14 protein-coding genes are annotated in these 13812 nt (G+C 43.0%); 5 read left to right on the top strand and 9 right to left on the bottom strand.

Annotation, left to right across the window (positions count from 1 at the left end; all coding sequences use genetic code 11):
• Window positions 1-73 precede the first annotated feature (73 nt).
• Window positions 74-1198, top strand: a complete 1125-nt coding sequence (locus WAE59_RS02580) for a glycoside hydrolase family 43 protein (RefSeq protein ID WP_337854364.1) — start codon at window positions 74-76, stop codon at window positions 1196-1198.
• A 101-nt stretch (window positions 1199-1299) separates the two neighbouring features.
• On the opposite strand, the gene WAE59_RS02575 is transcribed toward WAE59_RS02580, so the two are convergent.
• Genes WAE59_RS02575 through WAE59_RS02565 form a run of 3 tightly spaced genes read right to left on the bottom strand, consistent with a single transcriptional unit; the run spans window position 1300 to window position 4937 of the window.
• Window positions 1300-2052, bottom strand: a complete 753-nt coding sequence (locus WAE59_RS02575; protein ID WP_337854363.1) for a LytR/AlgR family response regulator transcription factor — start codon at window positions 2050-2052, stop codon at window positions 1300-1302.
• Window positions 2049-3803, bottom strand: coding sequence for a sensor histidine kinase (locus tag WAE59_RS02570; protein ID WP_337854362.1), 1755 nt, complete (start codon window positions 3801-3803; stop codon window positions 2049-2051). The genes WAE59_RS02575 and WAE59_RS02570 overlap by 4 nt, the downstream gene beginning before the upstream one ends.
• Window positions 3804-3806: 3 nt before the next feature.
• Window positions 3807-4937 carry a TlpA disulfide reductase family protein gene (locus tag WAE59_RS02565; protein ID WP_337854361.1) on the bottom strand — a complete coding sequence of 377 codons (1131 nt, stop codon included), beginning with the start codon at window positions 4935-4937 and terminating at the stop codon, window positions 3807-3809.
• A gap of 280 nt (window positions 4938-5217) precedes the next feature.
• Between WAE59_RS02565 and WAE59_RS02560 the strand changes: the two genes are divergently transcribed.
• Window positions 5218-6165, top strand: a complete 948-nt coding sequence (locus WAE59_RS02560) for an erythromycin esterase family protein (RefSeq protein WP_337854360.1) — start codon at window positions 5218-5220, stop codon at window positions 6163-6165.
• 243 nt (window positions 6166-6408) lie between these two features.
• On the opposite strand, the gene WAE59_RS02555 is transcribed toward WAE59_RS02560, so the two are convergent.
• The 4 genes from WAE59_RS02555 to WAE59_RS02540 form a co-directional block, all read right to left on the bottom strand.
• Window positions 6409-7491, bottom strand: a complete 1083-nt coding sequence (locus WAE59_RS02555) for a DNA alkylation repair protein (protein WP_337854359.1) — start codon at window positions 7489-7491, stop codon at window positions 6409-6411.
• Between the two features lie 21 nt (window positions 7492-7512).
• A complete protein-coding gene (locus WAE59_RS02550) occupies window positions 7513-7995 on the bottom strand; it encodes a hypothetical protein (protein WP_337854358.1) in 483 nt (160 codons plus the stop codon).
• A 196-nt stretch (window positions 7996-8191) separates the two neighbouring features.
• A complete protein-coding gene (locus WAE59_RS02545; protein ID WP_337854357.1) occupies window positions 8192-8596 on the bottom strand; it encodes a glyoxalase in 405 nt (134 codons plus the stop codon).
• Window positions 8597-8604: 8 nt separating this feature from the next.
• On the bottom strand, window positions 8605-9054 hold the full coding sequence (locus tag WAE59_RS02540) for an SRPBCC family protein (protein WP_337854356.1): 450 nt from the start codon (window positions 9052-9054) through the stop codon (window positions 8605-8607).
• 144 nt (window positions 9055-9198) lie between these two features.
• On the opposite strand from WAE59_RS02540, the gene WAE59_RS02535 reads away from it, so the two are divergent.
• The 3 genes from WAE59_RS02535 to WAE59_RS02525 all read left to right on the top strand — a co-directional run bounded on the left by WAE59_RS02535 (window position 9199) and on the right by WAE59_RS02525 (window position 11134).
• Entirely contained in the window at window positions 9199-10209 is a 1011-nt protein-coding gene (locus tag WAE59_RS02535; RefSeq protein WP_337854355.1) for a GlxA family transcriptional regulator, read from the top strand.
• 104 nt (window positions 10210-10313) lie between these two features.
• The gene (locus WAE59_RS02530; protein ID WP_337854354.1) at window positions 10314-10673 is read left to right on the top strand and encodes a VOC family protein; all 360 of its coding nucleotides are present in this window, start codon (window positions 10314-10316) and stop codon (window positions 10671-10673) included.
• A 2-nt stretch (window positions 10674-10675) separates the two neighbouring features.
• Window positions 10676-11134, top strand: a complete 459-nt coding sequence (locus WAE59_RS02525) for a MarR family winged helix-turn-helix transcriptional regulator (RefSeq protein WP_337854353.1) — start codon at window positions 10676-10678, stop codon at window positions 11132-11134.
• 77 nt (window positions 11135-11211) lie between these two features.
• Here WAE59_RS02525 and WAE59_RS02520 read toward each other — a convergent pair whose 3' ends face one another.
• Together WAE59_RS02520 and WAE59_RS02515 are read right to left on the bottom strand one after the other, a co-directional pair.
• Window positions 11212-11964 carry an alpha/beta fold hydrolase gene (locus WAE59_RS02520; protein ID WP_337854352.1) on the bottom strand — a complete coding sequence of 251 codons (753 nt, stop codon included), beginning with the start codon at window positions 11962-11964 and terminating at the stop codon, window positions 11212-11214.
• 165 nt (window positions 11965-12129) lie between these two features.
• Window positions 12130-13791 (bottom strand): FAD-dependent oxidoreductase, encoded by a 1662-nt coding sequence (locus tag WAE59_RS02515; RefSeq protein WP_337854351.1) that lies wholly within the window; start codon window positions 13789-13791, stop codon window positions 12130-12132.
• Window positions 13792-13812 lie beyond the last annotated feature (21 nt).

Genomic DNA, 13812 nt, shown 5'->3' with positions numbered 1-13812 from the left:
ACGAATATAATTGACTGGCCACAGGGAAAAATAACATTGAAAAAGTATATTTATGCCACTAATCAAATATATCATGAAGTTTAAATTTTCCCTTGGCCTGGTATTTTTTTGTCTGCTGTCAGGCTATCTATCTGCACAAGACAAAACCACTTTAAAAACCTATACAAATCCATTGCCCGTTTCATTTGGCGACCCTTATATCCTTTTCGATAAACCAAGCAAGACCTATTATATGCATGGCACCGGAGGAGGTGCGAAAGATGGCTTTGGCAGCTATTCGTCCAGCGATCTGGTCAATTGGAAAAATGAAGGACAGGTTTATTTTGGAAAGCAAAAAGGCGCCTGGGGCATCGGCGATTTCTGGGCACCTGAAGTATATCATTACAAGAACAAATACTACATGTTCTACAGTGCGCAGTGGGGACATAATCCTGCTAATGAACTGGAGAACTTTAAAATTGGTGTAGCTGTGGCAGACAAGCCGACTGGGCCTTTTATCGATATGACCGACAAACCGCTGTTTGACCCTGGTTATCCGGTAATCGATGCAAATGTCTACTTTGATCCGAATGGCAAATTATACCTGTATTACTCCCGTTGCTGCTACAAAAATCCAGTAAAAAGTGAGGTTGCGGACTGGGCAAAGGAAAAAGGCTGGTTTAATGAAATAGAAGAAAGCTGGGTCTATGGAGTAGAGTTGAAACCTGATTTAAGTGGGGTTATTGGCAGTCCCGTTTTACTGTTACGCCCTCCATTGAAAATGGATGATCCTCAAGCAGAATGGGAAAGCCGCTCGGTAACCTCTAAAGAAGTCAACAGGCGCTGGACAGAAGGTTCATTCACATTTAAAAAGGGAAATACTTATTATATGATGTATTCTGCCAATTTCTTTGGTGGCGAGAATTATGCTATCGGATACGCAACGGCCAAACACCCATTAGGCCCCTATAAAAAAGCCGATAATAACCCAATTCTGCAAAAAAACACAGGTCAGGGAGGCGGAGTAACCGGCACAGGCCACAACAGCATAGCTTTTTCTCCAGATGGAAAACAGATGTTTTGCGTCTATCACGGCCGAACAACGGCTTCAGGTTCCAAAAGGGTGGTATTCATTGATCGAATGTATATCAATACTGATGGAAAGATCGTAGTGGTCGGACCGACCACTACACCTCAGCCCATGCCTCTGACTAAATAAAGCTGGTTAAATGGTTTTTATCTATTTTTATTTGGTTGCAATCGATCTAAAATAAGCCACGATGATGCATACCTGAGCTGAGGATGACTGATCCTAAAAAATCACAACTGGTTCAGTTCTTTTAGCAGATGCCTACGCTGTCTGCTTACAGGCACACTCATTTTATTATTCATCACCAAATACCCACCATCAGCCTTTTTAAACGACTCAATGTGATTTCTATTCACCAGCCAGGACTGATGAACCCTAACAAAACCATATAAAGAAAGTAGTTGCTCATATTCAGATATCGACTTAGATACGATCAATACTTTATCCGAATTGGTCATATAAAAGCTAGTATAACTATTATCGGCCTTGCAGCAAATTATGGAATCTATAAGCACATACTTCACCTCGTGCTGATCAGGGATCGCAATTCTCTTTTGCATATTGAATCTTTGGTACTCATAAGATTGCAGCAACATGGTGATCTGCTCCTCCTGATTGTTTCTCTGTAGACCGACCTTATGAACTGCATTGACAAGTTCGTCCGGACGGACAGGCTTCAGTAAATAATCAGTAGCGGAGAATTTGATGGCCTGTATGCCATATTCATCATGTGCAGTAACAAATATGATATGAGCAGCGCTGCGAGGAAGTATTTTTAGCAAATCGAAACCGGTTTCCTGCCGCATCTTAATGTCTAAAAACAAGATATCAATTGTGCTCGCATTTAGAAAATTCAGCGCCTGATCAACAGTATTTGCACTGCCAGCAATAGTGAGTGCAGGGCAATACCGCTCAATCAATTCTGTAAGCGTAGCAATAGCACTGGGTTCGTCATCAACAATAAAACAGCTAAAATTCCTCATGCCAACCAATCTTTAAACGCAAAGGTAGTGAATGTTCCCTGTTCTGAAACGTAGCGAACCTCCATCTGGATCGACATGCCCTCCAGCCGCTCGTTATAAACGGCGATCCTTTTCCTGGTCAATGAAAGTCCATGTCCGAATCTTGCACCTTCAATATCCCAGCGATTTCTGCCATTATCTGAAACCTCAATGACCAAGTTTGCGCCTACTTTAGACAGGGTTATATTCAGAATGGGACTCTTGTGGTCCAAAGCAAATGCATGGCGGACGCTGTTTTCAAGTACCGGCTGCAACAACAATGGTGGAATATCAATCTGCGAGGATTCAAGATCCGCGGCAACATGAATATGGAATATAAAATCCCTTCTCTCCTGTTCCAATTTCAGATAACCAGACTCCAGCAGGAGTTCTTCTTCAAGCGAGATAAATTCCTTCTTGCCATTGTCCATCACATCACGCATAAATCCCGCCACGTTGCCGATATAGTTATATACCCTATCTGGATTGCCACTTTTCAGCGTCCCTTGTATGGCATTAAGCGAATTGAATAGAAAATGGGGGTTCAACTGACCACTCAATAAAGCAAGTCGTGCCTCGGCATCTTCCTTTTTTTGCCTCAGTTTAGCCAACTTTCTTTTGTTGGCTTTTTGCCAAAAGTAGAATGCAAGACCAGCCGCGGCCAATAATGCGCAACTGCTGGCAGCGATCAGCATCCAGGGAATACGGAGAGGCTTCTGTTTAACTTTAATCGTGATCTTGTGGATCGTTTCAGGCTGACTCTTGAAGCGCAAGTAAATGTCCTGATCCTTGCCTGCCTCCATATCATTTCCCAGAACCAGGAAAAGCCCATCTTCTGAATTTATACCGCCGATTGTCTTCCAATCCTGAGGCTCGGCTTTAAAAGAATATTGTACTTGCTCATTTTTATTTAAAAATAGAAATCTAAGCAAACCGATAGCCGCAGGATCTTTCTCAAACACATTTATGGTATCTCCATGATATACCTTAAAAGCCTTTGCGTTGATATTCAGCACATCCTGTAGATTAATACTAAAAGTACTGCTGGTCACCGGAATCTGATAGTACAAGAATTTTGTAGCCTTGTCCTCCGCCCGAAAAATGGAAATGTCATGCACTATCTTTTTGGTGAGGATGTTGCGTATAGTGATCACTACTGTATCAAGGACAGCCAGATGAAAACTTCCAGCAAAAAAACTGCGGTTCCAAGGTACATAGGCATTCTGATCAGCGCCACTTTTCCGGCCTAGGATAGCAAAATCTTTAGGTTGCCCTAAGCTGCTGATCGCGGTCCATGAACGAATTATTTTGCCGTTTTGACTGGTCAGAAACTCCAGTTTACTGTAATCCAGCCCCCTGAGTCTATAAAGCTGTGTCCGCTTTCCCTTTTCTTCCAGGAAATCAGGCACAAAGCTAAGGCTGATGTCAGGGCCGGAGACGATCAGGCTCTGGCCTCCCGCTACAGGCGTCCCAACACTATCTCGCAAACGAGAAAGACGCCAGGGAGTTCCACGAGTCCCAGTCAAAACGAAGCTACAAGATACACCATCATGGTGATGGTAGAAATCGAACACACAAGTGTCGCAGATGATGCCCCGATCTTTTTTCCTGACCGTAACCTCCTTAAAAATAGGCTCCTTGTTTAGATTTACGGAAGATTTCTGCCTGCAATATGCCAACTCCGTAACTGCACACATGAAGAAAATTACCAGATAATAGGTCCGCATGTTCATCTTTTATAGTTCTTTTTTTATCGCCTGTTCCAATTTCAGCTCCGTATCCTCGCCCAAACCCACCTCGGTCATTTTCACCTTACCCTGCCGGTCCAACACGAATGTAGTGGGAAATGCCACCAATTTATAATTCGATGACAACTGTTGACCTGCCTGATAGAACTGCCGATAGCTAAAATGCTTTTCATCCAGATACTGCTGAATCTGTTTTGCATCTGTATCCCTGACATTAATTCCAATCACTAATACCTTATCTTTCCCAAACTTTTCCTGGAGCTTCTGTAGTTTCGGCATGAGCGTCCGGCATGGCATGCAGGAAAGATACCAAAAATCCAGGACTACAATCTTGCCCCTGAAACTATCCAGGCTGAGTACCTGATCCGTTTTCACATCCCTCGCTGTAAAATTGGCCGCGATACTGCCAATTTTAAGTGATTCGAAACGGTCTTTTTCCTCCAACGGCGCAATCTGAAAAAAGTCTTGTTCATTAAAATGATGAGGATCAGGATTAATCACCGCCGAGAAATCGTAACTATCTACCGCTTCTTTTCCATCTTGCAAGCTCTTCCCATACTGTAGTCTCCTGATCGGGAGCATACTTTTCTTATCGATATAGTATCTGCTGTACCTAAATAGGCTTTGAATTTCATCCGAATCATACTTTATCTTGTACACGACATGTATGGTATAAAATGAGGCATTTTGCTCATCTGGTACAAATTCCATTGAAACCGTATTGTCACCTATAGCCGGACGTTCTGAGCCAAGTATGCTGTGAATATTACAGGCTCCTATTCGATGTCTGTCCCAATCCGTACTGAAAGTTACTGCTGCATCGGGTTTTTCCTTTCTATAAAGGGTATCACCGCGGACGAGCATTTCCAAATTATTTTCGAGACGAACATGCCAATAATCATTCTTTTTTACAGTTCCGTCGAGACTGATCCAGTTGACCGTCATGTGATTTGCACGGATCATGGTATCTAATGTTTTCATCCGGTAGCTGATGTTTTCCATTGCGTTCAGTTTGTCCCAGGACTTTTGCATAAGATGCAGTGCAGCGGTGTCAATAGTTTGACAGAAACTGCAGAAGGCTCCGAGGAGTATTGTAATTGTGATAATTGATTTCTTCATTTTGCTTGATTTTTCAACAAAAATGGGCTGTAGTAGGATGGCTTACTTACCAAAAACTGAATCCGGTAGGAATCACCTTGAATCCGGTTCCCGTTGAACAAATTCTAATGCTGAAGGCGAAAAAAAAACCTCTCCCATTTTACTTCATTTTCAAAAAAATATGGGATTTCCCCAAATCAAGTCTCAGGAATGTTTCCCGCGCAACCTGGAAAAACTCGCGTTAGGAATATGGAATTTCTTTAGTTCTAGCATCTATTCCATAAAACAAAATATTCAGCCTATGAAATACCTCCTATCTTTCCTGTTGTTCCTCAGTTTTAATGCTCAGGCCCAGGTCGATACCCTCAAATGGATCAACAAAAATGCTCAGGTATTAAGTTCTGATGCGCGCACTGATCAATCTGACTTATCCTTTTTAAAAAAGGACCTAAAGGGAAAAAATATCGTTGGACTTGGAGAGGCGTCACATGGAACTCACGAATTTTATGTCTATAAAGGGCGCATCATTAGTTACCTTATCAAAAATTGCGGGTTTAGTGTAATTGCATTTGAAGTCCCTGATTCTATAATGCTCCGGATCAACTCATTCGTGCAGCATGGTCAGGGGAACCTCAACGAGGCCATGCAGGGCTTGGGATTATATAGCACCGAAGAAATACGTGACTTATTTTTAAATCTTCGGGATTACAACAAAAATAAAAAATCTGATAAACAGGTGAGGCTGACTGGCTTTGATAGCAAGGATTACTGGGTAGATCCTATTTCCCGTGATCGCTTCATGGCCGAAAATGTAACTAAAATGGTCAGGGCTAAGGATGACAAAATCATTCTCTGGGCACATAACGTTCATATACTTAAGGACACAACGGCCAAATTTATGAGCATGGGTGGATACTTAAGAAAGGATTTTGATGATCGATATTTTGCCTTGGCGCTGGACACCTATGAAGGATCGGTAAACGTATTGGATCAGGATCGAAAATTTGAATCGCATAATTTCCAGACAAATGAACATACACTTTCAGGCTTGATGTCAAAAGCAAAAGCTAGCCGTTTTTACTTAAAATTTGATGAAAAAACCAACCCATCCCGCGCCAACATCAGTTTAATCACCAATATCTATTCCAATTGGCAAAATCTTAAACCTCTTCCTATACGTCCGGGAAGAGATTTCGACGCGGTGCTTTTTATCAAAAACACAAAGCCTTCTATCGAATTGAAGCAATAAAATAAGGTCAAGTCTTTCTACTTGACCTTATTTTTGTCCATCATGTTTTTTGTATAAGCCCTCTAATAAGAGAACGTGCCTACGAATGGCATATATCTTGCTTACCAGGCTTAAAAACTCTATTATGTTTAAGCTGTTTTCTCCCTTGGATTTATTACTCATTGTAATGTTTATCGTCGTGACCCTGATGCTTTTTACAGGCAACATGGTGCCTTAATGGCTAGAAGGTTTCCAGGATTTTACTTACACAAAGAGATCAAAGCTAGTGGTAGACATCGTCTGACCATTTATCATAATTTCAAGTAAATGCTTACCTCCGTAGTGTTTTCTGGTAGTAAAATCTTTTATCACCTGGCTTTTTGCCAGGCTAATGCGCTGACCTGGCTCCAGCGCTATTTCCTTCAATTTGAAGACTTTTCTGGAAACAGATCCTGCCGACTTCGGGTAGTGAATGGCATAATCCACTACCAGTTTTCGCTGTACAGACTCTTTACTATGGAGTGTGAAACTAAATGTTAAGGTTTCACCGAGTTTCAACACATCGCTTTTTAAGCCCAACTCTTCCAGTTCTACCTGCGCCCCTCCCCCAAAGCCAAACAGTTGCAATACTTCTGGAGCACCTTTTTTGATGAGCGAGCGACTGGCGTGTTTCATGATCCATCCAGTATGGCTGTGGTTCAGATCCCAACCCTTAAGCAGCGCAAGTAAATAGTCAACGTTATCTTTCGAGTGATCATTCAAGTGGTTCGCTACAGATTTACGTACATACAACTCCTGATCCGCTTTCAATTCTTCCAGAATGTCGCGGGTAAGCGAGGGGTCTTGAATGATTGCATCGAGCTTGAAAGACCATGGCAAACGAGGCCTGCTTCCTTCGGAAGCCAACCGTCTCACATGTACATTTGGGTCCTTTGCCCAATGTTGCATGATTTTCAAGGCTCTTTTCGGATCAGCCTTAATGAAGGTCCTGACAGCAAATTCAGAGGAACCCATAGCAGTAAAATCTCTAAGGGCCTGCATAGATGCATCGAAATGCTGCTGACCATATAAAGAAACAAAATCTGGCAAAACCAATGCGGTATAACCATGTGGTAATAGCGGCGCTGCTGCATAAAGAACCGATAATGCATTTTCAAAGTCCTTAGCCAAATAATGATGAAGCACCAAAGAAGTATTGCGAAGTCTACCATTCAAAGATAAAGCAGCCATATTACCAGTTACTTTATCGATAAAATCTTCTTCGTTAAAATTGGGATCTGCATTTGAAAAAGCATTTGCAAACTTTCGGTAAAAACCTTCGTTGAACATTTCTTTAAGTGGCTCCATCCGGTAAAAATAAGGTAAATATCAATTCACTTCCGTCATTCGCTCGTATTGTGTTAAGGAAATATTCAAATAAGATGCGATATCGGCAGGCTCTGCAATTCTAAATACCCAGGGCTGTCGTTCCATAAGGTCAAAATACCGTTCAATTGTATTTTTTTTTCGACGTTCCGTCTCAAATAGTTCTTTCTTTCGCAGATAGTCCCTCTTAACTTTCCTGTGAATTTCTACTATTTCAGGATGTTTCCTGAACAATTTAATAACCTTTCCATAAGGCAGCGTGATGATCCCCGAGCGGTTCAGTATTTCTATTTCATGGGCAGAATTCAGCCGGAAAATAAATTGGTTGGGTCCAAAAAAGCGAATTACCCTGCGTTTCCCATTCACAATCTTAAATTCTAGTGCATTTCCATCTAACAGGAAGAATAAAGGCAATTTTGTCTGATATTTTTCAATAAGGATGCCCTCGAAGGCATGAGCGTTAAGCAAAAAAGAGTCGATATCCATTAATTTATTTTAAAAAAGTTATTTATTACTGCGAATCTGTCCTATTTTTTGGAAATAAACCAAATGATATAGTGCTTTTTTTTTAAAAAAATTCACCAAAGCTATTGTATTGCTCTTTATAACGTTTTAGCTTATCAGGCATGCAAATGGCCGCTTCAGCAAGGAATGCCGACTTCGGAAATAAAACTGACCTTAGCTATTTTACACTCAGCAACCAGCGTACTTGAAAGACATCCACAATTTCAATCAAAACCTGGTCCTCTTCATAGGCCACAGGCAGAGGAACGCAGCATCCCAACAACTGCTCCGTCAACCTTTTCCTTTCCGCATTATGCGCACAAGTAAAGATTATAGCGATATGGTTACCAATTTTCCTTCCTTCATCCTGCACTAAATCCGAGCCCTGGATGAAGATCCTGTCTGAAAGCAGCGAACCAATGACAATAGGGCGTTCAGGATACCCCGGTAGGCTTTGGTTCAAATTTTCAAAAAAGAGCTGACCACCAAAGCACGTTTGGTATAAGGTCAGCGCCTTTCTGCAATTTCCGGAAAATGTAATAAAGATACCTGCTCCTGAAGTATACCGGTACTGCTCATCCATAACTTAAATCAGGCGTCAGGGATCACCGGTTCAACCAACCTTTTTAATTTGTCCAGGCATTCCTGCCAGCCCAGGTAACACATTTCCACTGGAATGGCTTCAGGAATACCTTCCTGCAATATGCTGAGCTCTGTACCACAGGAAACTGGTTTTAGCCGTACGGTGGTGGTAATTTGCCCTGGCAGATTGGGGTCTTCAAACTGATCGCTGTATTTAATCAAGGCATTAAGCGCTATTTCTAGGTATTCCCCGCCAAATGAATGCCCATTCCACGTCCCGAAATTGATAAAAGTCATTCTAAACTTCCCCCCCACCTTGAAGTCCATTTGGTGAACCTGACAGACAAAACCATAGGGAGGCAGCCAGCTGGCATGGGCAATAGGGTCTGAAAAAGCGCGGAAGACCTTCTCCGGGCTTGCCGTTAATATCCGATGTAGAGAAACTGAGTTGCTGTTCATAATTGATTGATTATTATAGGTTCATATTATTATTTCTTAGGTTACATCACAAAGTTGGGCAAAACTACCAGTTCTCATCTGTTGTAAAAGCGACAACCTAAGGGGCAGATTACGCCAATTATATTTATCTTCATAAAAAAAATTATGCGAATTTCCATTTTTGTTCCTGAACATGGAACCATAGAGGGCATCACACCCCCATTCAGATCCTTTCAAACCGCCAATGAATTCCTGACCGCCTTTGGAAAAAAGCCGATTTTTGAAGTGGAATACGTCGGTTTGAATCAACATGTGAAAGCGAATAACGGAGAGTACACGGTTCAGACCAACAGGCTGCTCAAAGACGTAAAGGAAACTGATTTGCTCTTTATCCCACCTGTGTTCGGGGATATTCAAAGAGGAATCCAGGCCAATGCAGCGGCAACGGCTTACTTCAAGGCACTGCATGCAAAAGGTTGCGGTCTGGCAAGTTTATGCGTAGGTGCCTTCCTGCTGGCAGAAACCGGTTTACTGGAGGGCAACAAATGCTCCACACATTGGGCACACATCCAGGAGTTCAAACAGCGCTATCCGGGAGTTCTGGTTGAAGACGGCGCAGTAATCACCGCACACAACAACATTTACACCAGCGGTGGAGCCAGCAGCCTTTGGAATCTGATCTTGTACTTACTGGAGAAATTTTCTGACCGGCAAACGGTCATCATGATCTCGAAGTATTTCGCCTTAGATATCGGCAGGGACAGTCAGTCCCAGTTCGCCATTTTCAAAGGGCAGCGGAACCACTCAGACCCGGAAATACAAATGGTACAGGATCATATAGAAAAACATTACGAGGAAAAGATCACGATCGACGATATGGCCAAACTCATCAGCGTGGCACGCAGAACTTTTGAAAGAAGGTTCAAAGAAGCGACACATCACACGCCGATTGAATACCTCCAAAACGTCAGAATAGAGGCTGCTAAACAGTTCTTTGAGGCCTCACGAAAAAATGTCTCAGAAGTAATGTTCGATGTAGGTTACACGGACACCAAAGCATTCCGGGACGTTTTCAAAAAGATTACAGGCCTTAGCCCCATTGAATACAGGAATAAATTCTCGAAACGTCTGCCGGAACTGAACTCCAGGCCAGATTTGATTTACAATGAAACATAAAGCACTGGGAAATTCATTCATACCGCTGAGAATAATTAAACATATAAACACTTGCATATTGTTGTCACTAATACTATATTTGCGACAACAATAAAACAAAGAACATGAGAAAATTAGTTTTTGCTTCCCTCCAAGTCAGAGATTTAGACATTTCAAAAGACTTCTACATCAGCAAATTGGGATTTGAGATAGCAGTCTCGACACCAGAGGCCTGTATTTTTAGCTATAACCAGGGCGAGGCCAGCTTTGCGATCAGAAAACCCATAGGAAACCTGGAAGGAAAAGAACTCGGCGTTGGCGCATCGTTATGGTTTGCCATCGAGGGAAATATCGAGGATCTGGAAAAACAGCTTATCTCAGAGGAAGTGCCGGTTCTGGGATCTATCAACAACACTCCATTCGGAAGGACACTGATCGTAAAAGATCCCGATGGATACAACATCACCTTACTACAGCCCAACTAACGATGGCTAAGAAAATAGAATTCCATTTTAAGAGTCCACTGGACAGTCCAGGCTACCTGCTCGGCCAACTAACCATGCTATGGCAGCGCAAACAGAAACGTGTGCTCGATCCCTTGGACCTGACTTCTACCCAATTTGTATTGCTCTGTGCACTGGCCTGGCTCTCCAGGGAAAGCGACGAGGTTACCCAGGTTGACATAGCCAACCAGGGTAACGCAGATAGAATGATGGTCTCAAAGGTATTGCGTACCCTGGAAGAGAAAAAATTCATAACCAGAAAGGAGCATAAAACTGATACCCGGGCAAAGACCATCAGTCTGACCCAAAGTGGGGAGACGGTGCTTCAGAAGGCTATCCTCTGCATAGAGGCCGCTGACCTTGAATTCTTCTCCACCCTGGAAAAAGAGCTCCCCAACTTTAATTCCAGCATGGCTTCGCTAATAGAAGCTAACAAAGATTAAAGCCAGTTGTACCTCGACCAGGCCATCGCCTCCAACCAATTAAATAGAAATCAACATAAAATCGAACTACCTCGACCTTAAGACTGGATAAACTCCAAAAGGTCTTTATTGATCGTTGCTGCTTCTGTAGTCGGCATCCCATGGGGAAAGCCCGGATATGTAATCAATGTTCCATTTTTCAATAACTTAGCCGATTTAAGCGCCGCGTTCTGATAAGGCACAATCTGATCGTCCTCTCCGTGTAACACGAGTACAGGAATGTCAACTGCTTTTAAATCTTCAGTAAAATCTGTTTCTGAAAATGCCTTGATACCGTCATAATGCGCCACTATCCCGCCCATCATTCCTTGTCTCCACCAGTTCCGCTGCACACCTTCTTTCAGCTCTGCACCTTCCCTGTTGTACCCGTAGAAAGGAATGGTTAAATCAATATAAAATTGCTGCCTGTTGTTCAATGTCTGCTCCCGGATGCCATCAAAAACAGACAGGGGAACACCATCCGGATTGCTGTCACTTTGCACCATAATAGGCGGAACTGCACTGATCAGCACTGCTTTTTTGGCCCTGCCTTTAGCATACTTGTTCACGTAACGAATTACTTCACCCCCACCTGTAGAATGGCCGATGTGAACAACATCTTTCAAATCCAGAAATTCTACCAGTTCTGCGGCATCAGCAGCATAAGTTTCAATGTTGTGGTTATAGATATTCTGACTGGAGCGGCCATGACCCCTCCTGTCGTGACTGACCACTCGATAGCCTCTCTGTAAAAAGAAGATCACCTGCGCATCCCAATCATCGGAAGATAAAGGCCATCCGTGATGAAACATCAATACTGGTCCTTCTCCCTGATCCTTGTAAAAAATTTCTGTCCGTCTTTTAATTTTAATGTACTCATGGTTTTAGGGTTTTGGTGGTTTGTATGAATTGGCTGTTTTAGAAAATATTTTTCACTGAGTTAAATTTACTTTTTATTTCCGAGGATCGTATATCATTTACACTTCAGCCAGGTACTTATGCACAAAGCTGATTGCCATAGATCCCTCACCAACAGCAGATGCCACCCTGTTCATCGCCCCGGACCGAACGTCACCGGCTGCAAAAATGCCCGGGCAACTGGTTTCCAGCAAATAAGGGTCACGCTTCAGCTTCCATGTTTTATCAAATTCGCTGTACCGCTTTAATTCACGCCCGGTTTCAATGAAACCCCTCTCATTTTTCACAATGTCAAGTTTTAACCAGTCAGTAAAAGGCTTAGCACCAATAAAAATATACAGTGCACTGGCTTCCTTAACCTGGGTTTCTTTGGTATCGACATTTATTAAAGTCAATGTCTCCAGTGACTGACTGCCTGAAGCATTGATCACCTCCGTATTTGCCAGCAACTCAATATTCGGTGTAAGACCGATCTGGTCTATAAGATAAGAAGACATCGTGGAAGACAGATCATCTTTCCTGATAATTATACCCACGTATGAGGCAAATTTCGAAAGGTACATCGCAGCCTGTCCGGCTGAATTCCCGCCGCCGACGACATACACCTGCTTGTCCTTGCAGGCCGATGCTTCAGTGGTTGCTGCGCCATAGTAAATTCCTGCTCCCGTAAATGTCTCTATTCCTTCAACCTCCAATTTGCGGTAATCCACTCCGGTAGTGATGACTACTGTCCGGCTGACAATCTCAATGCCATCCTCCAGTACAATCATTTTATAGCCATCTTTTTCCCGGATGTCACTGACCGTTTGCGGCGAAAGGAAATCAGCTCCTAAACGCTTCGCCTGGCTGATTGCTCTCCTCGTCAGGTCTGCCCCGCTCAAACCCGAGGGAAAGCCTAAATAATTTTCTATCCTAGAGCTTGTTCCAGCCTGGCCACCGGGAGCTTTACGCTCGATCATCAAGGTCTTCAGACCTTCAGAAGCCCCATAAACTGCAGCCGCCAACCCAGCTGGCCCGGCTCCTATAATGACTACATCGTAAATATCATGAACAAGTTCAGCGTTTTTCCCAATTCTTGCCGCGATCTCCCTGATGGAAGGCTTGACCAAAAATGTTCCATCTTCAAACAACACAAAAGGAAGGTCATCCTCCGCCTGGCCATTTAATGCTAAAAGGCCGGATGCATCCGGATGGGTCTGGATATCCATCCATTGATAGGGAATAAGATTACCGGCCAGATAATCTTTGATCAAATGCGACTGCGGAGAGAATTGAAACCCGATCAGTTTTACTCCCCTGAACTCCGGAACATATCCGCTAAGCCAGTCGTCCAGGAGCTCATTCAGTACAGGATACAACTTCTCCTGTGGAGGATCCCAGGGCTTAATCAGGTAATAATCCAGTTTCACTTCATTAATGGCCCTGATTGCAGCATCCGTATCCGAATAAGCAGTGAGGAGCACCCTCTTGGCATCGGGAAAAATAGTCATTGCTTTTTCCAGGAAGGCAACCCCTTCCATTTCCGGCATCCGCTGGTCGCAGAGAAAAAGTGCGACAACATCAGCATTGTTTTTCAGGTCTATAAGCGTTTCTAAGGCCTCATTTGCAGAGGTGGTACTGAGAATTTTATAGTCCGTAGCATATTGCATTTTCAGATCACGGCTAATGGAGCGTAAAACTTGCGGGTCATCATCGATCGCTAAAAGTATTGGGAGTTTCATATTCAAGGTCTTGATAAACTA

Origin of the sequence: Pedobacter sp. GR22-6, assembly GCF_037402555.1 — a bacterium.
Taxonomy (GTDB): Bacteria; Bacteroidota; Bacteroidia; order Sphingobacteriales; family Sphingobacteriaceae; genus Pedobacter.
Note: the sequence above shows the minus strand (reverse complement) of the source record. Positions and strands in the feature narration are given on the sequence as shown.